The following is a 25,342-nucleotide window of genomic DNA, read 5'->3' as shown; positions in this document are numbered from 1 at the left end:
AGGAGTTTTACATGGGCATCCGTATAACAGGTACTGGGTTATTTCACCCAACCGAATCTATTTCCAATGAAGAGTTGGTTGAAAGTTTAAATGCTTATGTAGAACAGTATAACCAAGATCACGCAGCGCAAATTGAAGCGGGCGAAATTGAAGCACTTCGTGGCTCAAGCCCTGAATTTATCGAAAAAGCATCGGGTATCCAACGCCGTTATGTGGTCGAAAAATCGGGTATTCTTGATCCAACCCGTTTACGTCCGCGTTTGCAAGAGCGCAGCAATGATGAATTGTCACTTCAAGCAGAGTGGGGCGTGATTGCTGCAAAACAAGCGATGGAAAATGCAGGCGTGACTGCAGAAGATATCGATGTGGTGATTTTGGCGTGTTCAAATATGCAACGTGCCTATCCTGCAGTTGCGATTGAAATCCAGTCTGCTTTGGGTATCCAAGGTTATGCTTATGACATGAACGTGGCATGTTCTGCTGCAACATTTGGTTTGAAGCAAGCCTATGATGCCGTGAAATGTGGCGCGCGCCGTGTGTTATTACTCAATGTTGAAATTACATCGGGTCATTTAGATTACCGTACTCGTGATGCACACTTTATCTTTGGTGATGTTGCGACTGCATCAATTATTGAAGAAACTGAAACTAAGTCGGGTTATGAGATCTTAGATATCCATTTGTTTACTCAGTTCTCAAATAATATCCGTAACAATTTTGGTTTCTTAAACCGTAGCGAAGATGCAGTGGTTGACGACAAGTTATTCCGTCAAGACGGTCGTAAAGTCTTTAAAGAAGTTTGTCCTTTAGTTGCTAAAATCATTACAGCACAATTGGAAAAACTGGAGTTAAGCGCTGAACAAATCAAGCGTTTCTGGTTGCATCAAGCCAATGCCAATATGAATGAACTGATTTTGAAATTGGTTGTGGGTAAAGAAGCTGATTTAGAGCGTGCACCGATCATTTTAGATGAGTTTGCCAATACCTCGTCTGCTGGCGTGATTATTGCAATGCATCGTACTGGTGAGCAAGTGAATAACGGCGAATATGCGGTGATTTCTTCATTCGGTGCTGGCTATTCTGTTGGTTCGATTGTGGTACAAAAGCATATTGCTTAAGTGTTTAGCATAATCAAAATTAAGGAGCAAGAATTTGCTCCTTTTTTGTATTAGGAAGATTGATGAATCAAGAAATTTTGGCTTTATTAACGGATATTCCTGATCACGCAGATTATGCATGTGCTGCTGAAGAATTGGACTTGGTAGATATTTCTCAAGATCGAATCGATCGGGTTGTTGAGCTGCTTCATCATACAGAAGATGTTGTGGTTTTTGATGCCGCTAAACTGTTAACCCATTGGGGGCAGGATGAGGGCTTTAATGCACTGACACACTTATTTGATACAAATCAATTGAGTGGCTGGATAGACCATCGCTTACAGGGTTATGATGATACTTTGCAACATGTATTAAGTGCATTTGTCAGTTATTGGGCAGAAAAGTCGGATGCGGGTTTAAGTGAGTTGGCGAGAGGGAAAATTTTTCCTTATGTTGCAAAAATTATTGAGCAATCGAATACTGCGCCTTTTGAAATTAATAGTATTTTTTGGGTGATCGAAAAGAAACAATATAGGGAATATATTCCCTTATTAAAGACGCATCTGGATAAAATGATGGATGACCCTAAATTATATTTTTGGAAAATTCATGATGCAATCCAGTTGATGCTTAAGTTCGATACTGATTTTGTCTATCATCTGTTGCAAGAAAAGGGAAAAAGTTTAAAGGATTTTAGGATTGAGTGTTAATTCTCAATGACTTGCTAAGAATACAATCGAGGGGCGCACCGAAGTACGCCCATCTCAACATTAAGCTTCAATCGCCTGAACTGCAATTTTCTTGGCAGGATCGACTTTACGGCGTACCGCTGGAACAGGTTCACCATGGTATTGGCGATCAGCAAAATAGCTTGAGCGAACCATTGGCGCAGACCAGATATTTCTAAAACCAAGTTTACGACCATGCTCAGCATAGCGTTCAAACTCTTCTGGTGTGACAAAGCGATCGATTGGTGCATGTTGCTTAGACGGCTGTAGATATTGACCAATAGTAATGTAGTCAACATCATGTGCTCTAAGATCATCGAGCAGGGCGATCACTTCTTCTTCTGTTTCACCGATACCGACCATCAAACCACATTTTGTTGGTACATCAGGGCAGTATTCTTTAAACATTTTTAACAGCGTTAAAGAGTGCTGATAATCAGAACCTGGACGCATCGCTTTATACAAACGCGGCACAGTTTCAATGTTGTGGTTGAACACATCTGGTGGACATTCAGTCATAATGCGTAAGGCAATATCCATACGACCACGGAAGTCAGGAACCAGAATTTCCAATAAAGTTTTAGGGCTTAATGCACGTGCTTCTTTGATACAATCAACGAAGTGTTGAGCACCGCCATCCAAAAGGTCATCACGGTCAACTGAGGTAATTACCGCATATTTGAGGCCGAGATTAGAAATCGTCTCTGCCATATGGCGTGGTTCATCTGGATCTAAAGCATTTGGACGACCATGTGCAACGTCACAGAAAGGGCAGCGACGGGTACAGATATCACCCATGATCATAAAGGTTGCTGTACCACCACCGAAACATTCAGGTAGGTTAGGACAAGCAGCTTCTTCACAGACAGTATGCAGTTTTTGCGAGCGCAAGGTTGTTTTAATACGCTGAACTTCTTCTGGAGCGGTCATCTTGACTCGAATCCAGTCCGGTTTGCGAGGTACTTCAACCGTAGGGATAACTTTTACAGGAATTCTTGCGACTTTTTCCGCGCCACGAAGTTTTATACCCTGTTCAGGTTTACGGTGTTCAGACATATAAGTTCTACAGCCTTTGACTTGAGATATCCTGTTATTATAGTCAAATTTACCGTAATAAAGCATGAAAAGTGGTATTCATTTTGAAAATGTAAATATATAAAAATATATAGTTGTGAAATACATCATCTGGCTGCATATTGGTTATCATATATAAAGCAAAAACGGTTAGAAACAAAGGAGCTTTGAATGCCACGTAAGAAAGAGGTCGTTGGTGGGAATATTGTTAAGTATGATGCAGTAATTCTCGGTTCTGGCCCAGCTGGCGAAGGCGCGGCAATGAAGCTTGCAAAAGCAGGTAAACGTGTTGCAATCGTTGATGTTCGTGATCAACTCGGTGGTAACTGTGCACACGTAGGAACAATTCCAAGTAAAGCATTACGTCAAACAGTTTCAAGTATTATTCGTTATCAACGTGATCCAATGTTTCAAAAAGTCGGTGAGTGGAAACAATTCACCATGAAACAGGTGTTGCGTAATGCGCATAAAGTGATTCAACAGCAAGTTGATACACATACACGTTTTTATGACCGTAATAAAATTGAAGTTTTTCACGGTCGTGCCTATATCCAAGATAAAAACACTGTGCTGATTTTTGGTCAGGATGGCATTAAAGACACCATCATTTGCAAGCAAATCGTGATTGCAACCGGTAGTCGCCCATACCAACCCCAAGGTTTAGACTTTAATCATCCACGCGTATTTGACTCAGACAAAATTCTTGATCTTGATTATTCAATCCAAAAAATCATCATTTATGGTGCGGGTGTAATTGGTTGCGAATATGCATCTATTTTCATCGGGCTTGATCATAAAGTTGATTTGATCAACACTCAGCAGAAGCTTTTAAGCTACCTTGATGACGAAATTGCCGATGCATTGTCATATCACCTGCGTGAACAAGGTGTATTGATTCGTCATAATGAGCAAATTGATCGTTTAGAAACTTTTGATGATCATGTGGTCTTACATTTACTCAGTGGTAAGAAAATCAAAGCTGATGCGATTTTGTGGTGTAACGGTCGTTCAGGTAATACCGATGGTCTAGGCTTGGAAAATGTAGGCTTAGTGCCGAATGGTCGTGGTCAGTTGATGGTCAATGATCAATATCAAACTGAAGCTGAAAATATTTATGCGGCAGGTGATGTGATTGGTTGGCCATCATTGGCATCAGCGGCGTATGACCAAGGTCGCTGCGCGGGTGCAAACATGGTGGGTGAAAAGAATGTGAAGCCAATCCGTGATGTACCAACAGGTATTTATACCATTCCAGAGATTTCTTCAATTGGTAAGACTGAGCAGGAATTGACAGAAGAGAAAGTACCTTACGAAGTAGGGCAAGCTTCTTTCCGTCATTTGGCTCGCGCGCAGATTACCGGTGATACTGTTGGTGAGTTAAAGATCTTGTTTCATCGTGATACTTTGGAAGTTTTGGGTATTCACTGCTTTGGTAACAATGCCGCAGAGATTATTCACATTGGGCAAGTGGTGATGCACAGTCCAAACAATACCTTGAAGTACTTTGTTGAAACCACATTCAACTATCCGACCATGGCAGAAGCCTATCGCGTTGCAGCGTTGAATGGTATGAATCGTTTGTTCTAAGTGCTAGATACGTTGTATGATCAAAATGCCAATCAATTTGATTGGCATTTTGCTATCTTGTGTTTGATAACAGGTCACTATGAAAACTCAAAAAAATAATCTGATTCTGGTTGCTATTGTTGTTTTAGCGGCAGCTTATTTTGGTCTGGATTTTAAGCAAAAACAAAATACCAGTAATTCTTCCTCTATACCCAGTGCAAGTAATGCTGTTGCTGCCGATGATCAAAACAAGATTATGCAAGCTTATCAGCAGCAGCGAAGTAATGTGCAGGTACAAGCGCAGGGTATTGTAAAAGCCATTTTGCCAGATGACAATGAAGGTTCAAGACATCAGAAAATGATTCTTAAACTGGAGAATGGTTTAACCGTATTGATCGCACACAATATTGATTTGGCCCCAAGAATCGAAGGGCTGAAAAAGGGTGAGATAGTGGAGTTTTTTGGTGAATATGAATATAGCCAAAAAGGTGGGGTGATTCATTGGACCCATCATGATCCGCGTGGAAAACATATTGATGGGTGGCTGAAATATCAAGGAAAAATGTACCAATAATATAAGAGGGTTAAGGAGAAAGAATTATTTATTCATCCCAGAAATTTCGATCAAATGGTTTAAATTGAAGGGCATCTTTCTCTGAGATGCCAAATTCATTCATTAAATCGATATAAACTCTCTCAACATTTTCAGTGCTGACTCTTCAATTGGACCATATATTTCACCATTTTTGATAATAAGTGCATAAATATAGTCAATTGAGCCGCCAAAACACACATATTCAATAAAAAGCCATTGTCTAACATGATTGATATTCATCGCGCTAAAAAGAGCTTTTATGTCATCTGGTGATGATGGCGTTTTAATTGATGGGGATAGCTTTATCCCAATGCCATGGAATGGATCTTTGATATCTTTCCAAGTAGTCCCGTCAATAGGATAAAAGGGGCTTTTCATTTGCTCGGTTAATGCAAAAAAACCTACAAATTGATATGACATTTAAATCCTATTCCTGAATATTCAGAGATTTGTTGCAAGATATGCGCTAAATTAGCTTGTAATCGCTGATTTTTGACGAAGTTTCCATTTAGGTAGGACTTTAGCTAAATAAGCGTCCATGCACCATACTGGGCCAATCAGAAGGAATTGTAAGTCTTTAAAGAATGACGGCTTCTTACCTTCAACTTTGTGCCCATAAAACTGCCCGATCCATGCAATCACAAATACGCCAATATAGAATCCGACGCCGACAGGTAAAATCACAATCAGCCACGCCATGACGGCTAATAAAGCAGCCATTGCAATCGCAAGTACGATGTCTAAACGGGCATAAAAAACTAAAGTTAAAACCAGCAATAGTGCGGTGAGTAAGGTGCTAAAGTGCGCCAGAATACCAATGATTGAAAAGAGAATGGCAGGCACACAGACCCAATGGATTTTTTTGTTGGTTTGGTTTTGGTGACTGTCACTATATTCGTCAAACCATTCGTCAATCGATTTCACAGCACACTCCTTGCAGTATTCATTTTTATTGATTCAATATACCGAAGAATAGGATAGGGCGTAAAGTATTAACAAATGTAATAGATGAAAATAAAAAAAGCCGCATAAGCGGCTTTTTAGTTGTGGTCTTAATGATTAAGAATTAGGACCATCAACACGTTCAATGCTCACATTACCTGTACCTGCGCTAGACATACCCAGTTGCTTTGCAGCACCATAAGATAAGTCTAATACACGGTTACCATGGAAAGGACCACGATCGTTAACTTTTACAACAACACTTTTACCATTGTCTTTGTTTGTTACACGGATATAACAGTTCAAAGGAAGGCTACGGTGTGCAGCAGTCATTGCATTCATATCGAATGTTTCACCACTTGCTGTTTTACGGCCATGGAATTGACGACCATACCATGACGCAACACCACTTTGGCTGAATTTACGAACGGTGTTCGAAGCAACAGTATTCAGTTTTTCAATCACTGAAGGCTCTTCTTCAGGGATATCGATCTTAGCAGCAATCGTTTGGCGACGGACTTTGTCACCTGAACTCTCAGTGATTGAAAGACTATTAACGTTAGAGAAACGAGAATTAAAATTTTGAGAATCTTTGCTTAGAACGCGGGCAGCCAAATTAGAACCTTCCACATCATTGGTTAATGATGAAGACTGTACCATTTCAGCATGTAACGGGCTTAAACTTAAGCCTGCCGTCAGCGCTAGAATATATTTTAGCGAAAACTGCATTGTATAAACTCCTAGAGAACATGCTTTTCTATTTCAATAAAAACACCTTGAAATATAGTGCACATGTCTAATTATTCACTTTTGCAATTACTTTATCTTGCGGCGATAATATTCATCGCTTACGAAGTGTGTCTAGTCTTTAACGATAAATAGTTACAAAAAGGGCAAAAACTTACAGTTTCTGGTTATAAATTAATCAATATTGTAACAATTTATGAATTTTGCCGAATATATGTACTTTTTAAATAAAAAATTTATTGACTTTTCATAATCTTGTAAAAAAGCTAGCCTATCGGCTAGCTGCTTCTGTGCCCAATAACCACACTGCAGTGGCATACATTCTGCTTCTGTTGTAGGTGGTAATCACTTGGAAATTTGGATAAGTAATATAGTAAATTGGACCAAATTGGTCTTGTAATTGAATAACATTGACTAAATCAAGGTCATCAATTTTTACCAAAGGGTCAAGTGGCGCAATCCCTAATCTTTTCAATTCACCATAAGGTGTTGGTTGGGTTAAATCCTTAGCAATCACGCTATCTGGATTGTTACCAGAGTAACGAGCAGGGAAGCCAATTGGACGATCGCGTTCCCATCCGTGCTGAGCTAAATAGTTTGCAATTGAACCAATCGCATCTGCAGCAGAATTTCTTAAATCGATATGTCCATTGCCGTCGTAATCCACACCTAACTTTTGGATATTACTTGGCATAAACTGTGGGTAACCAATTGCACCCGCATAAGAGCCTACAATGCTGTTAGTTGGATAACCTTCTTTATAGGTCCAAGAAATCAAAGCAGCGAGTTCGTCACTAAAATAGTCAGCACGGCGTGGATAACCAAAGGCAAGTGTTGCTAGGGCATCTCTGGTGATGAAAGAGCCTTTATTGGCGCCATAACCTGTTTCTACACCTAAAATGCCGAGAATCACCGATTTAGGCACACCGTACTGCTGTTCAGCACGATTCAGTACGTCTTCATATTGGCTTTTAAAACGTGCACCACGTTGAATGGTACCTTCTACTAGAAACATTGAGCGGTATTGATACCAAGGTTTACTTTCACCAGGACGAGTCATGATGTTTAAAATGTTGGGTAAATTGCGCGCACCACTCATAGCTGCATCAATCTGTTCGCCACTTAACCCGTAGGTTGTCATTGCTTTTTGTTTGAATGCAGGGTAATTGGGATGAGTGTAAAATTCATTGGCTTGTGCCCAATTACTACTCAAAAATAAACCAGCGCTTAAAGTTAAAAATTTAAAAGTTTTATTCAAAGTAGGAAGAAACATAAGTTTATAAAATTCCTCATTATCGATGTGTATGAATAGACATAACCAGTCCAAAAGTTGACATAAGAGTAATAATTGCAGTTCCGCCATAACTCATGAACGGCAAAGGCACACCTACTACAGGTAAAATACCACTGACCATGCCTGCATTTACAAATACATAAACAAAAAAAGACAAACCAAAGGCACCAGCAACCAAACGACCATAGTTATGGAAGCTTTGTAAGCCGATTTGGAATGTTCTAAAAATGATTGCACAATAGAGAAGAATCAGCAGAGTGACGCCAATCAAGCCAAATTCTTCTGAATAGGCGGCAATAATAAAGTCAGTATGACCTTCTGGTAAAAAGTGTAGATGGGATTGGGTTCCCTCTAAAAAGCCTTTACCAGAAAAGCCACCAGAACCAATCGCTGTTTTAGACTGAATAATATTCCAACCTGTTCCGAGTGCATCGGCTTCTGGGTTAAATAAAGTCAGAACGCGCTGACGTTGATAATCATGCAGTAAAAATTCCCATGCAATTGGAATAATAATGCCTGCAATACCTGCTGCGCCTGCAATCAATTTCCATGACAGCCCACTGAGGAACAGGACGAAAATACCACTGGCAAGAACCAATAACGACGTCCCTAAGTCGGGTTGTTCTGCAATCAGTAGAAAAGGAACAACAATCAGCAATAAAGACAGAATGACTTGTGAGAAGCTTGGTGGTAGGGCTTTACGTGACAAGAACCATGCCACCATCATTGGCATGCCAATTTTCATAAATTCACTAGGTTGTACGCTACCAAAGCCAGGAATATCAATCCAACGTTGCGCCCCCATACGGACTTCACCAAAAACCACCACAGCAAGCAGTGACAACACCCCAAATACATAAAAGTAGGGAGAAAATGCCTGATACACTTTTGGTGGAATTTGAGCCAAAGTAAACATCACCACAAAGCCAATACCAAAGCTCATGGCTTGTTTACTGACCAGCCCGACATCTTGCGCTGATGCACTATATAAAACAGTCAGGCCAAGTAAGGCATTGAGAATCAGAAATAGGCATAGCCATGGGTCGATATGCAGTTGTTGCCAACGAGATGGCTGATTGGCAGTGCTCAAGCCATCACGAGGTGCTTGACGTAAAAATTTGTATTGCGGGCTTGGAGACATGCGATTCTAAATCAGGTAAATCAACGCTTCGCGAATGCTAACATAAACGCTGATTTAGACAATGCAAATTTAGAAATTGTGACATTTATAAGCGATTAATTTGGCATAAAAAAAGCGACGATTTGGTAATCGCCGCTTTCTTATCATTCTAAACTTATTTTTGTACCAAAAGTTGGTCGAAGTGCTTGGTAAAGACTTCAAGTTCCACTTGGCTTAAGCTCGGAATCAATTTTTTAATCACGATATGAACAGCAGTTTCTACGCCGCTGGTTGCAACGCTGGCTACGCCACGTTTCACCATACCTAGACCAAGGGTTTTGTTAAATTCAGTCATAAAGTGGTGAATCAATGCATCTGCAAACTTTTTAAACTGCTGCGTTAAAGCATCACGTTGCTCTTTACCGTTTCCAGCAGCCACTTCTGCAAAGCTTTTTTTCATGTCATTGACAAGATTGTCTGGTAATACCGTACCGATACGTTGTTTACCATCATTATCAATAAACAAGCTTTTTTCCATGAATGCGAGTGATTCAAGCACTTGTTCATTAGAGGCTTTGCCTAAGAGCTGTTTCATTAGGGTTTCAACAATGCCGCGAATTTTAATCGCAAGACCTTCAGTCGTATCACGTTTGTCACTTGGTGGAAATTGTTGAACCAAGTGAACCAACATAGTGTCAATTAACTCATCAGTTAGCTGTAGAGAAATTTTGTCACGTAAAGGGTATTGAGGCTCTTTACTGTCACGGTTGGCTTGCGCAAGTTGAATGTCCTGACTCAAACTTGCTGACGGAAGAATCCCGAAATAACTGGTCATTGAAGAACGTCCTCTATATCAAATTTATTCGTTTTATTGTCGTGCCAAGCGAATTGGCTCGGGCATCCATGACAAATCTGATACTCGGCATGGGTTAATATCCAAGCCCCCACGGCGAGTATAAGTTGCATAGACCATCAGCTTTTCTGGCTTTAACAGTTGCCAAATATCCGCAAATATTTGCTCAACACATTGTTCATGGAAACCATTATGCTGACGGTACGAGATAATATAAGCTAAAATGCTGCGATAACAAGGTTTTTTACCTTGCAAACGAATAAAAACAGTGCCCCAATCTGGCTGGCCTGTCACAGGACAATTACTTCTTAATAAATGCGAGTACAACTCGATTTCGACATCGTCTTCTGTGGTTGTATCCAATTGTAACAAGGTTGAGTCAGGATGCTCTGATAAACGCTCAGGAATGAGATCATCAATACAAATCCCTTGAGGTTTAGATATCTCTAAATCATCAACTTGGAACAGTTGTAATTCAACTTTTGCACCAGCAGCATGGGATAAATCACGCTCAACGGTTTCAACAAAGGCTTGCTGAGACTCAAATTGAGTGAAGTTCATGCTGTTGAAATAAAGTTTTAATGACTTTGATTCAATTAAATTAGGTGAGCTGGCAGGTAAGGTTAAGCGACCAATTGCCACTTGCGGTAAACCAAGATGATTCAGCCATGAAATTTCAAATACATGCCACCAGTCTTTACCTTGAGTAATGCCTTCAATATGCGCATATTGTTGACGAGACTCAGCACGCGCAATTGGAAATAAAACATCTGGCTGATATTGAGTAGGGTATTGGGTATCTTTACCCAATAAAGAATGTTCAACACTCATTCACGCATTCCTGAACCACGAGCTAATAAATGATAGGCGATTGCATAAAGGACAACACAGCATAGCGTCACGATGCCTAATGATAAGGACACATTGACATCGCTATGACCTAAGATACCGTAACGGAAGGCGTTGACCATATATACAATTGGATTAACTAAAGACACGTTTTGCCAAAATGGGCTGAGTGCACTAATGGCATAGAACACACCACCTAAATAGGTAAGAGGTGTCAATACGAAAGTTGGGATAATTGAAATATCATCAAATGACTTGGCATAGACCGCATTGATGAAACCGCCCAATGAAAATAATAATGAAGTAATAATGACTGTATATATAGTCACAAATACATTATAAATTTCTAAGTGAGTAAAGAATAGGCTCATTATCGTGACGATCAAACCGACCAACACACCACGGCTAACACCACCAATCACATAACCCCATAAGATTAAGTGTAAGGGTACTGGGCTCATAATGAGTTCTTCAATACTTTTTTGGAATTTGGCACTAAAGAAACTTGAGGAAACGTTGGCATAGCTGTTGGTGATTACAGCCATCATAATCAAGCCGGGCACAATAAACTGCATATAGCTAAAGCCGCCCATTTCACCAATACGGGAACCCACCAAGTTGCCAAAAATCACAAAGTACAAACTCATGGTGATGGCGGGTGGAAGCAGGGTTTGTGGCCAAATTCGCATAAAGCGACGAATTTCTTTAACGACTAAGGTCCACAGGGCGGTTTGTAATTGACTAAAATTCATTGATCCGCTCCTGCAAGATTCTTCTCGACCATTTTCACGAACAATTCTTCTAAGCGATTCGATTTATTACGCATACTGCTGACTTGGATATTCTGTGACTGTAATAACAGGAAGAGGTCATTCATGCTATGCGCCTTATCCATGGTGACTTCTAGGGTAACCGGATCAATCAGATTAAATTTAAAACCTATAATATTCAGGTCGAAAGTTTCGATTGGTTCAGCTAAATCACAGATAAACGATTCTTCATTCAATTGATTGAGGAAACCTTTCATTGAGGTATCTTCCTTAATCACTCCGCGGTCAATAATTGCGATACGACGACACAGCATTTCTGCTTCTTCTAAATAGTGTGTGGTCAGGATGATCGATGTGCCATTTTCATTCATTTCGGTGAGGAAGTCCCACATCGAACGACGTAACTCAATATCAACGCCAGCAGTCGGTTCATCGAGGATCAGCAGTTTAGGTTCATGCATCATCGCACGTGCAATCATTAAACGGCGTTTCATACCACCTGAGAGCATACGCGATTGAATATTGCGTTTTTCCCATAAGCCAAGCTTTTCTAAATAGTGTTCAGCACGTTGTTCAGCCAATTTCTTCGGAATGCCGTAATAACCCGCTTGGGTCACTAAAATATCGAAAGTTTTTTCAAATTGACCAAAGTTAAATTCTTGAGGAACAACACCAAGACATTGTTTTGCATGTGAGGGATGGGTATCTAAGTTATGCCCAAAAATCTCAACAGAACCAGATGTTTTTTTGGTTAAAGAGCTGATGATACCAATCGTTGTCGATTTTCCTGCACCATTAGGTCCTAATAATGCATAAAATTCACCTTCAGGTACGGTAAGGTCAATCCCTTTTAACGCCTGAAAACCATTACGATAAGTTTTGGACAAACCGCTCAACACCAAAGCATCAGTCATAAACGTCTCACGTTGTTAAATAGATGGGGTATTTTGAGCGATATGAAAAAATAAACCAAGTAGAAAAATAGGTTTATGGCGTGTTAAAAACAGAACGATTATAAAAATAAGAGGGTAGAGAGAAGGTAAGGAGATGCAATGGTGCGCTCAGCGGGACTCGAACCCACGCCACAGGCTTCGGAGACCTGTACTCTATCCAGTTGAGCTATGAGCGCATGCGTGCCACATCATAGGCAAAAAACACAGGCAGGTAAATATATACCTTCCAATAAAGCTACTTCTTGTTTATTAAAACATCAATTTTATTCTCAACTTATCGATATTCTACATATCCAACTATAAATGCTGCACTGAATAATTGATCAATTTTAAAGTTTGATTGAGTTGAGCAGGTGGAATTCGTGATTCTTGCAGTGAGGTTATCCATTGCATTTGGCAGACTTTGAGTTGTTGTAAAGAACTAATCGACTGAATTTTTTGTATCAAAGGACGCGCCATTAGACCGCAATAGGTCGTGAGTGTTTGAATCATGACTTGCTGGATTTCAACAAAGGGTAATTTTTCTAATTCAATAATTTCAGGTTCGATTTCTGGTTCTGGTTTTAGTTCAGCCGCACTAGGTCTTGGTGCGATTGTTTCTTGTGTTATAACGGGCTCTGATGCTGTTTTGAGATCATGAACTTTTAATTCGGGTACTGGATTTGCTTTTTGAACGATAGGTGTTGCTTGTTCAGCCAGTAGACCCATATCAATCAGTTGTTGAACCAGTTCAGTTGGTGCAATCCTTTCCTTATAGTCTTGATCCAGTTCTTTAAAATCTTCATGGTCAATTAATAGCAGTAGACGACGTTGACGTGCAGTCAATGCAATACTGCGTTGTTGTAGGGCTGTTTGCCCAAGCTCGGTTTTAAAAAAATGTGACATCTCTTAATCTCCCCCAAATCAAGATCTAGACGGAGATTAAGATAAGGTTAAAAAATGACAATAATGTTAACAATTTATTAAATATCATTGCCTTGTTTAAAGTAAGTGGCAAATAAGCTAAAAATTGAGAACGTTATCCTTTATTTCACTCATTTAGTTTCTAAAGCTTTGCGTAAATACGGGTCAAGATCTTCCTGACGCATGAGCCATTGAATGTAATCAGCAGGGAGGTCTTGAATGGCAGTACCTTTATGTTTACCAAAAGTAATGCTTTTAGGAATACGGGCATCTTCAGATGCAAGATAAAGCTGTTCAATATTTTGAATGTTCAACTGATGAATGATATGCATCAGAATATTAGCGGTTAAGATAATGTCCGCATCTGCACGATGCGCGCCTTTCAACATTTCTCGTGCTTTATCACTGCCTTTTGAGATCAGATAAATCAGGGCGGAAATATTGTGCGCTTCGGCATCTTCCCATACGTGACGTGCTAAGGCCAAAGTACAAATTGGTTTTAGTTTTGAGGTATCAATGCCACAACGTGCAATAGCTGCAATATCATAATCAACGTTGTGCCCTATGATATAAGTCGTTTCAACAGGAAGTTGAAATTCATTATAAAAAGGTTGGTCTACGAGATCGGATTCTAAAATATGATGGACCGCCATTGCCGCGAAGGAAATAGGCTGACCAACTTGGTAAAGCTGATCAAAAATTTGTTTTTTATCGAGACTGAGCTTTCCATTTTCAATTTCAATTGGGGCATAGGCAATTTCAATCGGCAACCCATTCAACGTATGTGTTTCAGTATCTAAAATGATTGCTTGCATAACATTGGCCTAGCTTGAGTTGAGAATTTCAATATCTTACAAGAAATTCTTCATAAGCTGTGCTGAATAAGGCAGATGCAGTTTAGTTTTTTTAAAATTTAGAAAAGAGTTTGACTAAAACTGCGCAAATAAACAGCAAAATAAAAAAATACTTGAACAATTTGGGATTTAGCGCATTCTTATGGAATTATTTGCCTTCGTAAAAGAAATACTAAGTACTAAAATGAAAACGATAAAAATCAGGGAAACATGACATGAACATGAAATTATTAACGGTTGCACTGCTGAGCTCAAGTGTATTGCTTACCGCGTGTAATGGCGATGACGACAATATTTCGTTTGTACCGAAGCCAGGCATTCCAGAAAACAACATTAAAAATCCTGTGGTGGGTATTCCAGTTGCTTATACTAAAACAGACTTTAGCGCCGTGGCTGCTGAAAGTTCGGTCATGACGTATAAAATGTTAGGACAAAATGGCAAAGAGACCATGGCGACCTCACTATTATTTGTACCTGGTGGGCCAACACCTGCTGGCGGCTGGAAAATTGTTGCATGGGCGCATGGCACGACTGGCGTTGCTGATCAATGTGCACCAAGCCGAAATGCAACCAATATGTATATTCAAGGTATGATTACCCAATTTCTGGCAGCGGGCTATGTGGTGGTTGCACCTGATTATGAAGGTTTAGGTGAGCCAAGTGGTCGCGAGTTGCATCCGTTCCTAAATGTAAAAAGTGAAGCCTATTCGATTACCGATGCGGTGGTTGCTGCGCGATCTTATTTAGCAGGGCAAGGTAAATTGGTTTCACGGCAATGGATGACAGTTGGGCATTCTCAAGGTGGGCAAGCCGCATTGGGGGCAGCACAATATCAAAGCCGTGCTAAGCTTGACTATAAGGGGACAATTGCTGTTGCACCTGCCTCTAATTTAGCTGCAATTTTGGTGAATGGTAATGCGTCAGTTGAGAATGCACCTTTAGCGCAAAAAATTGCGATGTATGCCCAGCTAGATACATTTACCGCTTTGATCACTGCAGGTTTAAGAAATCTTGAACCAAGTTTTAATTACGCTAATGTTTTTAAAACGCCAACTGATTTGATAGCGAAACAGGCTGAATCAGATTGCTATGATGTATTAGGTCAGAAATTTGGAGCAGCGATGCAGGATTATGCGAGTAAAAACAATAATAGTTTAACCAATTATCCAAGAACACAAACCAATTTTATGGCTGTGCCTTTGGTAAAAACGTTCTTGGAAACTGATTCTCAGCCAGCTCAGGTGAAATTGAGTCAGCCTGTAGTAATTTATCAAGGAGCAAAAGATACAACGGTTCCTAAAGCTGCAACGGATGCGTTGGTATTAATTGCACAAAACAAAGGGTCAAAAATCCAGTACATTACCAATACTGAATGGGATCATGGCTCGGCGTATGTCTTGAATATAGGTGAGATTGTCAAGGATGTAAAAGCGGCGATGCCTGCCAATAATTAAGAGAAGAGAGTAGCCCGATTTTCCATTTTGCGAAGATTGGGCTTTTTCAATGCAAGTCTCTAAGATGTAAAATGTATAAAAAATAGCTTGTTGATTTTGGCCTATCAAAACCCCTGCTAAGAATGAATAAAATTCACGAATAATTAAATAAATATCAATCTGTGAAACCATAAACTTCGTGCTACAATATGCACCAATCTTTAGCACGGCTTAAAAGCCCTAATTCATAGGACCCTCCGCTAATGTTTGCCAATATCTCTATTGCTGAATTTGATCCAGAATTAGCTCAAGCGATTGCTTCTGAAGGCGTACGCCAAGAAGCACATATCGAGTTAATCGCATCTGAAAACTATTGCTCACCAGCTGTAATGGAAGCACAAGGATCAAAACTTACGAATAAATATGCAGAAGGCTATCCTGGCAAACGCTATTATGGCGGTTGTGAATATGTGGATGTGATTGAACAACTTGCAATTGATCGTGCAAAAGAGTTGTTCGGTGCAGACTATGCGAACGTTCAGCCACATGCGGGTTCACAAGCAAACTCTGCGGTTTACCTAGCACTTCTTAACCCAGGTGATACCGTTCTTGGTATGAGCTTGGCTCACGGTGGTCACTTGACTCACGGTGCTAAAGTAAGCTTCTCTGGTAAAACCTATAACGCTGTTCAGTATGGTTTAAATACTGAAACTGGCGAAATTGATTATGAAGAAGTAGAGCGTTTAGCGTTGGAACACAAGCCGCGTATGATCGTTGCTGGTTTCTCTGCTTATAGCCAAATTGTTGATTGGCAGCGTTTCCGTGACATCGCTGACAAAGTAGGTGCATACCTTTTTGTTGATATGGCGCATGTTGCTGGTTTAGTTGCTGCGGGTGTTTATCCTAACCCAGTGCAAATTGCAGACGTAACAACGACAACAACGCATAAAACACTTCGTGGTCCACGTTCAGGTTTAATCCTTGCTAAAGCAAACGAAGAAATCGAAAAGAAACTTCAATCTGCTGTATTCCCAGGCAACCAAGGTGGTCCTTTGATGCATGCGATTGCTGCTAAAGCAATCTGTTTCAAAGAAGCAATGTCTGATGAGTTTAAAACTTACCAGCAACAAGTTGTGAAAAATGCGCAAGCAATGGCTGAAGTGTTAATTGCACGTGGTTATTATGTTGTTTCTGGCGGTACAGAAAACCATTTATTCTTATTGTCTTTAATCAAACAAGACGTAACGGGTAAAGAAGTTGATGCTTGGTTAGGCTCAGCGCACATCACTGTAAACAAAAATGCGGTTCCAAATGACCCGCGTTCTCCGTTCGTAACTTCTGGTATCCGTATTGGTACGCCAGCCGTGACGACTCGTGGTTTTGGTGAAGCTGAAGTACGTGAACTTGCAGGTTGGATCGCAGACGTGATCGACAGCAAAGGTGACGAGAAAGTTATCGCTGATGTAAAAGCTAAAGTAGAAGCTGTTTGTGCAAAATTCCCTGTATATGCAAACTAATTTGTATATCTAAAAAAAGCGCCGTAAGGCGCTTTTTTTATGGATATTTGTTCATTTATGAATTAGCCAATAATATTAAGTGCATTCTTGGCTGCTGCAACAACATTTTGCCATTCGGGTTTTTCAATATACTGAGTATCAAGTAAATGGGTACCATATTTGTTTAATAAAATATCTATCATATTGGTAAGTTCATGAATGGCTTCGGCTTCTTCTACAGACTTTAAAAAACCATCCAATTTCATGATGTGTGTTATATGCCAATTCAGTATCGTCAAAAAGAAAATGAATAATGTCATTTAAGTCTATATTTAAAATAGGATTGCTATTTTGAATGACTACTTGGTAGGGGAATGCGGCCAAATCCGTTAAGAATATAATCAGATTTTGTCTTCGTTCTGGATGCTTTAGCATAGTCAAACCTTTAAAATTGAAACTGTTTTGGCGGGGCGGTGAAGAACTTATACTAAATATAGACTATTGTTTGCTAAGATTTTATAAAATACAATGAGACCAATAGTAATTTCTCTCCTAGTGAATTTATTGTAAATATATTTTATAGGACTTCTTTTCCATTTTCATAAATTCGAATGATACTTCCTTGCCATCCATAAATAATCACCGTGTGATGGTCATATTCAAACTCCAAGTAACCTAAAGAATGATCTCCATCAATGATAATATCTATTTCAGAGTTTGGAGATATGATGGTTTCACCTCCCCAAGGCTCAAGTATCAACTTAAGATCGTCCTTGCTCGTATTTCTATACACTATTTTTTGCTTAGAGTTCATCTTTTCTCTCATTTAATTTTATGTAAAAACTTAAATCATTATTTGATAAATACCTTAATTCGCCAGTTTTTGAAACAAAAAAGGAACATTCCCAGCTAAGCAGTGCGAAATTTTATTATATTTTATAAAAGCTTCTGTATTATAGCCAAAAATCCAGCCATCATCTTTTAATTCATTAATACTTGCAATCACACATTTTTCACCAGACTCTTTTGAGATCTCAATCAATTTAGTTTCAATGATTTCTTTTGCTTCATCTAGATTGATGTTTTTCATAGAATTTCCAAAAATATAATAAGTTTATCTTGACGATGAATTTTTATTTAATGTAACGCAATTAGAAAATTTTTGACGCTATTACTTAAAGAAAATGTGATTTTTTTCAAGATCAAGATATGAAACAGCACCAGAACTATGACGGATAATATAGTTTCCTAAATAATCCTCGGCAATAATACTTATATATTTCCCTATCCAGCAATCTAATTTTATTTGTCCACCACAACCTAAACCTATACGTGGATATATTTTGACAATGATGATATCTAAATTTCTAGATTTATCATAAAAAATATGTTTTTTAGCAAGATTTTTAATTGATCTTTGTACTAATTCATCAAGTGACATGGTTAACTCTTTTAATTAAATTTTAAAAATAAAATTATTATGTATTCAAGCTGATAGTTGCTTTAATTATTTATCCTTGAAATATTTTTCTGTGTAATTTTAGATCAATATTTAATATGATTTCTATGGTTGTTAATTAAATTAGTGACTCATAATGTATCATTTTAAATGTTTAATCTTTAATTTTATTGAGAGGGTATAGCGAAGTAATATCCTTATCATCCAATACAACTTGTATTTGATCGAAATCAAAGTAAATATTTATTGAATTGTCGCTAGATCCTGTAATTTCAAGCTTCCTTTCATTACTTGTGTAAGTAAAAACAATAATTGATAATGGTCTTATTTCATAAATTAATAACCAAGGTTCTACTATTATGTTAATTATTTCTTTACTATGATTTTTATATGAAAATATATGTTTTTCCATAATTTTTCATTCTCCTGTTAATTTTTTGAGTGAAGTTGGTGTAACTAAAACTTTATCTTTAGCTATCTAATTAGATATTCTGAAATAAGAGCCTCTCATTGCTACTATAGAATTTCAGGTATTTTTTAAGATCGATTTAGCTTTGTAAAATGTCATAAATCAAGTTATGGCACTGTTAAGTTAACTCATCATTACTCAAGTATAGCTTTCGCCTTGTGCTCGGGTAGAGCAGTGCTCTGCTGATCCTTGTTCTGAACACTTGGAACACCTACACCAAAAGCCTTTGCGCAATTGCAAAGCTTCAAACGTTTTATTTATCATTGCTCATCCCAAGCCATCAATCAAACGGCATGGGGGCAGCGATTACAATCAAGTAGGTTTTGCTGGTTACACCAGAGCCATAAATTGCAAGGAAAGGTTTATCACTCATCCATACATATCGATCGGTGGAACACCATCAGCAGTATACTCACCAATCAAGTGACTATACCTATTATAAGCAGAATGAAAACATTCACTGTTCAAATTTACAATCCTTATCTTCTGATGGTTTTATACTATTTAATATTTGTAGGATGGTTAATCCATCATCATCTGATCTTATTTCAGAAATGATTGTTGAGTAGTATTGATTCTCATTAAATTTAAAAGGAATTGTTATAATATTTTTGTAGTATGGGTGCTCCTTGTCTGATAGGTTTAGTGTATTAATATTTATTTGCTGGAATTTAGTTTTAAGATTTTCAAAAAAAGGAAGAAAATCAATAGATGTGTTTTTTTTAAGCTCTTCTTGCTGATGGGTTGTAGTGTTTTTTATTGTTATAAAACCAATTCTATCTGTTTTTTCAATTTTTGATGGTATATTTCTTATTAAATGGCTACTTATCGTAGTGTTTTCTGTATTTACTAATCCATTTATTTGAAGATTTTTTGGGATGGTAATATTGAAACAAGGATATAATGGGAACTCTGTATTATCAGTGGTTGATACTAATGTATCTAATTTAGTTATTATCTTAGGGGCTGCTAAGCTTTTTATAATATTGTTTGAAGTTTCCATATGTTCTTTTTTTGTTTTGTAGAAAAATTGTATTGTGGTTGCAGGTCCACTATTTGAAATTAATAATTCCTCTCGTAAACAAACCTCTGTCTTGAGATTATTGCAAAACCAATAAGGGATTTTTACATTTGGTTGGTTGTTTAAATTAAATTCTTGATATTTTATTGGCTTTTCCAGTATGCTCTTATTGGGGAAATTGCCAATATACATATTTAGAATATTGTCATTGTTTTTGTAGAAGTAGTACAGTTCAAAATCTGGTCCTACATCTTTTTTGAAAAATATATCATCAGGTGTAACTAATGATATATTATGTATATTTATTGTTTTAGCTTGGATACCAGTAGAAGATGCTAGAACAATACTAGATATTATAAAGATGTTTTTTTTCATAAAATTATTCACTGTTTACCTTTTAATATATCAATAGCAAGTAGAGTACTTGCTATTGAAAGTTAATTAATAGAAGTTTGAGTTCTTAGCATTATTTTTTAAATAGAGCTGTATTTCCATTTTTAAGGATATACGACCAACTTTTGTTAGTAACACGCCCACTACTAGTATTGCCCATAATATCTTGCTCCCACCCAGCTTTAGGAATAGAAAAAGGATGACCTGAAGGGGTATAGTACATATCTTCATTAAATCCCATTATGTGGCCAAATTCATGTACGATAGATCCTAATTTAGTATCAGAAAAAAATAGTCCTCGATTCCAAATTCCTGGTTTATCAGCATCATCGGAAATATAGGCTGCACACCCACCTAAACCTCTGGAACCGGTACAGTTCATTTGACGCTCAGACCCCCATTTTACATCAATAATATTTATATTTTTGTATATAGTAGAACTAGGCTGATCCAGTATGTCAAGGACAACATTAATATCATATCCTGCATACGATCCAGACCAGGCTTTCTCGACCTCTTTTTTCCATTGATTGATAACATTAGGAATAGCGTTTGCTTGACCAGTAAAATATACAGGAATAGTAACTCTAGCATTTGAACCACTATATTCTATTTCTGCGTATTTTCCATAACGATCTATTTTGTTGGTTGGATTTGAGTCAACATAAATATAAGGATTCAATCCACCTTCAAGCCCGATCGGGTCAGGTTCAACATAACGCCCCAAAGCAGGGTTATAGAAACGATTGTGGTTGTAGTGCTGTTTAGTCACTTCATCATAATACTGACCAGGGAAGCGAAGGTTAAACTTCACCGTCTGAACACTTGGAACACCTACGCCAAAAGCAGTACTGTCCCAAGCCCATACAGTTGTTGAAGCATCCGCTGCATTAATCAAACGGCGTGGCGTATTTTGCGCATCAGTGACGATCCAGTATGTTTTGCTGGTTGCACCAGAGCCATAAATTGCAGCGACAGGTTTGTCACCCATCCAAACATATTCAACCAGTGGCACACCATCAGCGCTATATTCACCAATCAAATGACTGTTTTCATCATAAACATACTGAACAGCATTGGCTTTCCATGCTGAACCATTGGCTTGATAACCACGAACAGTCCGCTCATTTTTGTGGTTATAAGTCATATAGTACTGAGGAGTCGTTGCAGCACCACCTGTGGTTTTATCCTCACGGCGATTACCTGCATTGTCATAGGTCGGAGTAAATCCACCATAGATCAATTCGGCATTGGCAGTATGCGTAACTGCTGCACCCGCAATGGTCGCTAACTTATTGCCTGTATATGTATAGGCCACACTCGCCTGAGGTTGTTGATGTGTCCCTGTCGCGGCAAGACTTAAACGGTTACCATTTTTGTCATAAGTATAAGTAATCCCGAAAACATTGGTACTGCCATTAACACGAGTTTCGGTAAGCAGGCGATCCGCATTACTATAACTAAAGCTATCAACCAAACCATTGTTACGAGTGAGTTTATTAACACGACCATCGTTATCAAAAGCATATGCCAAGCTATAGTTGACAGCACCCGCATTATTTTTGTTGCTAATGGACTGAACAGCACCATTCTTGACCGCATCATAGCTCCACGTATAACTTGCGGCTCCAGCACCCCAGTTCCAACCTGTCATTTGACCGCCTGCATCATACGTGATTGCTCGAATCAGCGCAGCGCCATCTAATGTGATATTGGTGAGTAAGTTCTTCTTGGTCACATCATAGCTATACGCCAACTTACGCCCAGAGGGTAAGGTCAAACTACTTAATTTATCACCAACAGTATAGGCATAAGCGACAGCTAAGCTTGGTTTGGTTCCTGTCCACGTGGTGATGGCCTTGTTGGTTTGAGATTTACTGATGATACGGTCATAAGCATCATAGCCATAACTGGTATCTACGCCATAAGCTGTGTCATTAGAGCTGACTTTATCCAAGCGACCAAAACGAGTTTGGTCATAAGCAAAGCTCAGATTACTCAACAGGTTGGCAGGTGTCGTTGTGGTTGAATGCGTACAGGCTGTTTGCCCAACACGTGCCAAAGCATCGATATTCAGATTGTCACATTTACGTGTTCCGTACACAGACTGAGTCAGTAGATCTGCTTCGTTGTAGCTATAGCTCTTGGTGCCATAATCTGTATTGATCTCTTTGGTTAAGACTTTACCATTGCGATAAGCATAGGGATTGGTTCCTGCATTTAAGGCATCAAGTGCTGTGAGTGTATTGTCCTGTAGGTCATAGGTCTTTTTATCAATATTGCCAAGGCCATCGGTATGGGTTAGGACACGATTTAAAACATCATAAGACCATTTTTCGGTAATTCCCAAGGCAGAAGCCGTTTGGGTGAGATTCCCATTGAGGTCATAGCTGTTCGTGACCCAGTTTTTAGCGGCATCTGTACCACTGACGGTTTTAAGTGGACGGAAATTGGCGTCCAATGTTGTGGAACTTTGATTAAAGATCGTTGCACCAGTACTATCGGTCAGTTTTTCTAAAGCAACGATCCCATTACCGTGATAGCTCTTATTGAGCAAACTGCCATCTGCTAAGGTGGTTTTAATGAGGCGTCCAGCGATATCATAAGCATATGCGGTTTTTTCGCCATCGGGATTGGTTTCCGTACTTAAGCGCTTCAACGTATCATAAGTATAACTGGTGGTTTTACCGGTGATAGTCGTCGTCGCAGTTCCCGTACCTGTGGTTTTGCTGGCAACAGTACCATCCGCATTATAGACAAACTTATCGACTAAGCCAGTTGGGTAAACAATACGTTCAGGCTGACCAAGCGCATTATAACCGACATAGCTGGTGGTACGGGTTGTACCGTTTACGACCTGAGATTCTGAGGCCTTATTGCCGTATGCATCGTAGCCAAAAGTCACCTTATCAATCGTGCCTGTGCGCGGCCCATCCACAGTCGAAACCAGACCATTGCTCAGATAGGTATAGTCTGTGGTTTTGGAGGTGCTGCCAGCCTGAGATGAACTTAGAACAGATTGAGTAATCTGACCAGCCGTGTTAATGCTGTTGGTTTGAGTCTGATTGCCGCGTTGAATGCTTGACGGAATATCAAATGCCGTGCTGTAACTTGCGGTTGTGGTACGGGGACTGGCTGAACCCACGGCTTCGGCGAGAGAGGTTAAGCGATTATTAACATCAAAACCGAGTGTGGTTTTATTACCATTCTTGTCTACAACCTCACTGAGGCGGCGAATTTTCTTGGAAAAAACCAGATTCTTAAGTGGTTTGCCGTTATAACTCAAGCACGGAAAGCCACTGGTCGAATTATAGAACAGGCGATTAGAACCATCTGTGCTATTGGCCAAACTAAAGACTTCAGTTGCAACCGATGCGGTGGAAGGGTGTGGGCCCGAAAGAGTCAGCGTACCACCATCTACATTTTCATTAAAACGCAATGAGGCGTAATCTAAAGCTTTATCGCTATAGCTGGCGATGCTATCTGCGGTTGTCTCCCAGTTAAATAACGCCTGTCCAGATTTGGCGTATTTACTTAAGATCGGCAGAATAACCCCAACATCTGTTTTGGCTCTGTCTTTAAATAAGCCATTATGGGTATAGTCTGTATAGGTATAGTCTTCAGTACCATTAGTTGTTGATATCACTTTTACTAATTTAGGCAGATTTTTTGTCGTACTGTTCCAGACTACAGGCTGAATTACATAGCTATAATTGGCAATTTGTTTATTCAGTGCATTTGGAGAGGATTCAACACTGCTAATCATGCCTTGCAGTTGTAAGCCCAATGTCGAGGTATCAGACCCTGTCATATTATTTCGGCTTATTTTCAAGCTATTGCCGCGATTGTCTGTAACGCCCGTCAGCAAATAACCTGCAACGGCCCCAGAACGTGAGACTGGAGAATAGGTCATATTGATGACTTTGCCACCAGGATATTTGACCTGAGTCGCTTGGAAATTCTGCAACAGTCCTCTTGAACCTGACAGTGCTTGGAAAGTAATTTCTACACCGTTGATGTTCACAATGACAGAAAGGTTATTGTCAGTAATTTTGTACTCGGTATCCGTGGTAATCGGTACCAGACTCGTATTGGACATTTTAATCGAGCCATCACTTTGTTTGGCAAAAGTCATGGGTAAGCCGCCACCAGGCATATTTAAGGTATAAGCCTGGGTACCGATAGTATTTAAACGGAAATCATAATTATGACTCCAACCCGCGCCAAAAAGTGCTCTGACTTCCAGATAAGTCACAGCAAATGCTTCATCGAGGACTTTGGCATCATTTGAGCGGTAGCTCGGATTGAAACCTAATTGCAGCGCGGTTTCATAGCTTCGGGTAAAGGCTAAGGGGCCAGTAATATCGGTACTGCCCGTCGTAATTTGTCGGGAGATTGCATCGATCCCAGGGGTACAGGACTGAACATTTTGGGCTTGTGCGGTCAATGCGGTGAGTCCATAGCGCTCATCTTGATAAGCGGCATGGGTATAGATTGAGGAGACTAAAAAGGGGGTTGCTAACATGTGCAGCAACAGCTTATTCATTTTCATATCATTACCATCTTATAAAAAATTATTGGTTTTCATTATTTGAAACACGGATAAAAAAACACCGTATTCATAAAAAGAATCATGGGAAAGCAGGTGAAATATCACGATGCCTGCCATGCTTCTTTAAATTCATTTTGTGATGAATAAGTTGTGAAATACATCAATGCTGTTTCT

General features: G+C 39.2%; 25 protein-coding genes and 1 tRNA gene. 6 read left to right on the top strand and 20 right to left on the bottom strand.

The window, feature by feature from the left end; all coding sequences use genetic code 11:
• The first annotated feature begins 11 nt into the window (after positions 1-11).
• Together NG55_RS02450 and NG55_RS02445 are read left to right on the top strand one after the other, a co-directional pair.
• Positions 12-1,118, top strand: a complete 1,107-nt coding sequence (locus NG55_RS02450) for a beta-ketoacyl-ACP synthase III (protein ID WP_004654045.1) — start codon at positions 12-14, stop codon at positions 1,116-1,118.
• Positions 1,119-1,180: 62 nt separating this feature from the next.
• Positions 1,181-1,807: a hypothetical protein gene (locus NG55_RS02445; protein WP_065342211.1), complete on the top strand. Its 627-nt coding sequence runs from the start codon at positions 1,181-1,183 to the stop codon at positions 1,805-1,807.
• 60 nt (positions 1,808-1,867) lie between these two features.
• On the opposite strand, the gene lipA is transcribed toward NG55_RS02445, so the two are convergent.
• Positions 1,868-2,881 carry a lipoyl synthase gene (gene lipA, locus NG55_RS02440; RefSeq protein WP_016539771.1) on the bottom strand — a complete coding sequence of 338 codons (1,014 nt, stop codon included), beginning with the start codon at positions 2,879-2,881 and terminating at the stop codon, positions 1,868-1,870.
• 189 nt (positions 2,882-3,070) lie between these two features.
• Between lipA and sthA the strand changes: the two genes are divergently transcribed.
• Positions 3,071-4,486: a Si-specific NAD(P)(+) transhydrogenase gene (gene sthA, locus NG55_RS02435; protein WP_004654041.1), complete on the top strand. Its 1,416-nt coding sequence runs from the start codon at positions 3,071-3,073 to the stop codon at positions 4,484-4,486.
• A 79-nt stretch (positions 4,487-4,565) separates the two neighbouring features.
• Entirely contained in the window at positions 4,566-5,039 is a 474-nt protein-coding gene (locus tag NG55_RS02430; RefSeq protein ID WP_065342210.1) for a DUF3465 domain-containing protein, read from the top strand.
• A gap of 102 nt (positions 5,040-5,141) precedes the next feature.
• Here the strand turns inward: NG55_RS02430 and NG55_RS02425 are convergent, their stop codons facing one another.
• The 12 genes from NG55_RS02425 to NG55_RS02370 form a co-directional block, all read right to left on the bottom strand.
• Positions 5,142-5,480, bottom strand: a complete 339-nt coding sequence (locus NG55_RS02425; RefSeq protein WP_228704140.1) for a hypothetical protein — start codon at positions 5,478-5,480, stop codon at positions 5,142-5,144.
• A gap of 51 nt (positions 5,481-5,531) precedes the next feature.
• Complete coding sequence (locus tag NG55_RS02420) at positions 5,532-5,984, bottom strand: Mpo1 family 2-hydroxy fatty acid dioxygenase (RefSeq protein WP_004654035.1); 453 nt, start codon at positions 5,982-5,984, stop codon at positions 5,532-5,534.
• Between the two features lie 135 nt (positions 5,985-6,119).
• Positions 6,120-6,731, bottom strand: a complete 612-nt coding sequence (locus NG55_RS02415; protein WP_016539775.1) for a septal ring lytic transglycosylase RlpA family protein — start codon at positions 6,729-6,731, stop codon at positions 6,120-6,122.
• 289 nt (positions 6,732-7,020) lie between these two features.
• Complete coding sequence (mltB, locus tag NG55_RS02410; RefSeq protein ID WP_016539776.1) at positions 7,021-8,022, bottom strand: lytic murein transglycosylase B; 1,002 nt, start codon at positions 8,020-8,022, stop codon at positions 7,021-7,023.
• 19 nt (positions 8,023-8,041) lie between these two features.
• Entirely contained in the window at positions 8,042-9,184 is a 1,143-nt protein-coding gene (rodA, locus tag NG55_RS02405; RefSeq protein ID WP_016539777.1) for a rod shape-determining protein RodA, read from the bottom strand.
• Between the two features lie 154 nt (positions 9,185-9,338).
• Positions 9,339-9,998, bottom strand: a complete 660-nt coding sequence (locus NG55_RS02400; protein ID WP_016539778.1) for a hypothetical protein — start codon at positions 9,996-9,998, stop codon at positions 9,339-9,341.
• Positions 9,999-10,031: 33 nt separating this feature from the next.
• Positions 10,032-10,847, bottom strand: coding sequence for an NADPH-dependent 7-cyano-7-deazaguanine reductase QueF (gene queF / locus NG55_RS02395; RefSeq protein WP_016539779.1), 816 nt, complete (start codon positions 10,845-10,847; stop codon positions 10,032-10,034).
• Positions 10,844-11,617 (bottom strand): ABC transporter permease, encoded by a 774-nt coding sequence (locus tag NG55_RS02390; RefSeq protein ID WP_016539780.1) that lies wholly within the window; start codon positions 11,615-11,617, stop codon positions 10,844-10,846. Before NG55_RS02390 ends, queF begins: the two co-directional genes overlap by 4 nt.
• Complete coding sequence (locus tag NG55_RS02385) at positions 11,614-12,549, bottom strand: ABC transporter ATP-binding protein (protein ID WP_005204396.1); 936 nt, start codon at positions 12,547-12,549, stop codon at positions 11,614-11,616. Before NG55_RS02385 ends, NG55_RS02390 begins: the two co-directional genes overlap by 4 nt.
• A 139-nt stretch (positions 12,550-12,688) precedes the next feature.
• Positions 12,689-12,764: transfer RNA gene (locus NG55_RS02380), tRNA-Arg, on the bottom strand.
• 121 nt (positions 12,765-12,885) lie between these two features.
• Entirely contained in the window at positions 12,886-13,473 is a 588-nt protein-coding gene (locus NG55_RS02375) for a hypothetical protein (protein WP_016539781.1), read from the bottom strand.
• A gap of 149 nt (positions 13,474-13,622) precedes the next feature.
• The gene (locus NG55_RS02370) at positions 13,623-14,306 is read right to left on the bottom strand and encodes a putative quorum-sensing-regulated virulence factor (protein ID WP_016539782.1); all 684 of its coding nucleotides are present in this window, start codon (positions 14,304-14,306) and stop codon (positions 13,623-13,625) included.
• 254 nt (positions 14,307-14,560) lie between these two features.
• Here NG55_RS02370 and NG55_RS02365 point away from each other — a divergent pair, with 254 nt between their 5' ends.
• Both NG55_RS02365 and glyA read left to right on the top strand, forming a co-directional pair.
• Complete coding sequence (locus NG55_RS02365; protein WP_032860322.1) at positions 14,561-15,799, top strand: alpha/beta hydrolase family protein; 1,239 nt, start codon at positions 14,561-14,563, stop codon at positions 15,797-15,799.
• A gap of 242 nt (positions 15,800-16,041) precedes the next feature.
• Positions 16,042-17,295 (top strand): serine hydroxymethyltransferase, encoded by a 1,254-nt coding sequence (gene glyA, locus NG55_RS02360; RefSeq protein ID WP_065342209.1) that lies wholly within the window; start codon positions 16,042-16,044, stop codon positions 17,293-17,295.
• A gap of 62 nt (positions 17,296-17,357) precedes the next feature.
• Here glyA and NG55_RS21190 read toward each other — a convergent pair whose 3' ends face one another.
• The 7 genes from NG55_RS21190 to NG55_RS02325 form a co-directional block, all read right to left on the bottom strand.
• A complete protein-coding gene (locus tag NG55_RS21190) occupies positions 17,358-17,540 on the bottom strand; it encodes an SCO4402 family protein (protein WP_228704139.1) in 183 nt (60 codons plus the stop codon).
• Between the two features lie 311 nt (positions 17,541-17,851).
• Positions 17,852-18,088, bottom strand: coding sequence for a hypothetical protein (locus NG55_RS02350; RefSeq protein WP_065342208.1), 237 nt, complete (start codon positions 18,086-18,088; stop codon positions 17,852-17,854).
• A 54-nt stretch (positions 18,089-18,142) separates the two neighbouring features.
• The gene (locus NG55_RS02345; protein ID WP_228704138.1) at positions 18,143-18,364 is read right to left on the bottom strand and encodes a hypothetical protein; all 222 of its coding nucleotides are present in this window, start codon (positions 18,362-18,364) and stop codon (positions 18,143-18,145) included.
• An 81-nt stretch (positions 18,365-18,445) separates the two neighbouring features.
• A complete protein-coding gene (locus NG55_RS02340) occupies positions 18,446-18,715 on the bottom strand; it encodes a hypothetical protein (RefSeq protein WP_065342207.1) in 270 nt (89 codons plus the stop codon).
• A gap of 172 nt (positions 18,716-18,887) precedes the next feature.
• The gene (locus tag NG55_RS02335) at positions 18,888-19,145 is read right to left on the bottom strand and encodes a hypothetical protein (protein WP_065342206.1); all 258 of its coding nucleotides are present in this window, start codon (positions 19,143-19,145) and stop codon (positions 18,888-18,890) included.
• 514 nt (positions 19,146-19,659) lie between these two features.
• Positions 19,660-20,598, bottom strand: a complete 939-nt coding sequence (locus NG55_RS02330; protein ID WP_065342205.1) for a hypothetical protein — start codon at positions 20,596-20,598, stop codon at positions 19,660-19,662.
• A 91-nt stretch (positions 20,599-20,689) separates the two neighbouring features.
• The gene (locus NG55_RS02325) at positions 20,690-25,168 is read right to left on the bottom strand and encodes an RHS repeat-associated core domain-containing protein (RefSeq protein ID WP_065342204.1); all 4,479 of its coding nucleotides are present in this window, start codon (positions 25,166-25,168) and stop codon (positions 20,690-20,692) included.
• Between the last annotated feature and the right edge of the window lie 174 nt (positions 25,169-25,342).

Origin of the sequence: Acinetobacter gyllenbergii, assembly GCF_001682515.1 — a bacterium.
GTDB lineage: Bacteria > Pseudomonadota > Gammaproteobacteria > Pseudomonadales > Moraxellaceae > Acinetobacter > Acinetobacter gyllenbergii.
The sequence above is the reverse complement of the archived record's forward strand: the minus strand, read 5'-3'. Positions and strand labels throughout refer to the sequence as shown.

Excerpts from the sequence above, each read along its gene's own strand:
- NG55_RS02450 (WP_004654045.1), top strand. The coding sequence starts at position 12 with ATGGGCATCCGTATAACAGGTACTGGGTTATTTCACCCAACCGAATCT.
- NG55_RS02445 (WP_065342211.1), top strand. The coding sequence starts at position 1,181 with ATGAATCAAGAAATTTTGGCTTTATTAACGGATATTCCTGATCACGCA.
- lipA (WP_016539771.1), bottom strand. The coding sequence starts at position 2,881 with ATGTCTGAACACCGTAAACCTGAACAGGGTATAAAACTTCGTGGCGCG.
- sthA (WP_004654041.1), top strand. The coding sequence starts at position 3,071 with ATGCCACGTAAGAAAGAGGTCGTTGGTGGGAATATTGTTAAGTATGAT.
- NG55_RS02430 (WP_065342210.1), top strand. The coding sequence starts at position 4,566 with ATGAAAACTCAAAAAAATAATCTGATTCTGGTTGCTATTGTTGTTTTA.
- NG55_RS02425 (WP_228704140.1), bottom strand. The coding sequence starts at position 5,480 with ATGTCATATCAATTTGTAGGTTTTTTTGCATTAACCGAGCAAATGAAA.
- NG55_RS02415 (WP_016539775.1), bottom strand. The coding sequence starts at position 6,731 with ATGCAGTTTTCGCTAAAATATATTCTAGCGCTGACGGCAGGCTTAAGT.
- mltB (WP_016539776.1), bottom strand. The coding sequence starts at position 8,022 with ATGTTTCTTCCTACTTTGAATAAAACTTTTAAATTTTTAACTTTAAGC.
- rodA (WP_016539777.1), bottom strand. The coding sequence starts at position 9,184 with ATGTCTCCAAGCCCGCAATACAAATTTTTACGTCAAGCACCTCGTGAT.
- NG55_RS02400 (WP_016539778.1), bottom strand. The coding sequence starts at position 9,998 with ATGACCAGTTATTTCGGGATTCTTCCGTCAGCAAGTTTGAGTCAGGAC.
- queF (WP_016539779.1), bottom strand. The coding sequence starts at position 10,847 with ATGAGTGTTGAACATTCTTTATTGGGTAAAGATACCCAATACCCTACT.
- NG55_RS02390 (WP_016539780.1), bottom strand. The coding sequence starts at position 11,617 with ATGAATTTTAGTCAATTACAAACCGCCCTGTGGACCTTAGTCGTTAAA.
- NG55_RS02385 (WP_005204396.1), bottom strand. The coding sequence starts at position 12,549 with ATGACTGATGCTTTGGTGTTGAGCGGTTTGTCCAAAACTTATCGTAAT.
- NG55_RS02375 (WP_016539781.1), bottom strand. The coding sequence starts at position 13,473 with ATGTCACATTTTTTTAAAACCGAGCTTGGGCAAACAGCCCTACAACAA.
- NG55_RS02370 (WP_016539782.1), bottom strand. The coding sequence starts at position 14,306 with ATGCAAGCAATCATTTTAGATACTGAAACACATACGTTGAATGGGTTG.
- NG55_RS02365 (WP_032860322.1), top strand. The coding sequence starts at position 14,561 with ATGAACATGAAATTATTAACGGTTGCACTGCTGAGCTCAAGTGTATTG.
- glyA (WP_065342209.1), top strand. The coding sequence starts at position 16,042 with ATGTTTGCCAATATCTCTATTGCTGAATTTGATCCAGAATTAGCTCAA.
- NG55_RS21190 (WP_228704139.1), bottom strand. The coding sequence starts at position 17,540 with ATGAAATTGGATGGTTTTTTAAAGTCTGTAGAAGAAGCCGAAGCCATT.
- NG55_RS02350 (WP_065342208.1), bottom strand. The coding sequence starts at position 18,088 with ATGAACTCTAAGCAAAAAATAGTGTATAGAAATACGAGCAAGGACGAT.
- NG55_RS02345 (WP_228704138.1), bottom strand. The coding sequence starts at position 18,364 with ATGAAAAACATCAATCTAGATGAAGCAAAAGAAATCATTGAAACTAAA.
- NG55_RS02340 (WP_065342207.1), bottom strand. The coding sequence starts at position 18,715 with ATGTCACTTGATGAATTAGTACAAAGATCAATTAAAAATCTTGCTAAA.
- NG55_RS02335 (WP_065342206.1), bottom strand. The coding sequence starts at position 19,145 with ATGGAAAAACATATATTTTCATATAAAAATCATAGTAAAGAAATAATT.
- NG55_RS02330 (WP_065342205.1), bottom strand. The coding sequence starts at position 20,598 with ATGAAAAAAAACATCTTTATAATATCTAGTATTGTTCTAGCATCTTCT.
- NG55_RS02325 (WP_065342204.1), bottom strand. The coding sequence starts at position 25,168 with ATGAAAATGAATAAGCTGTTGCTGCACATGTTAGCAACCCCCTTTTTA.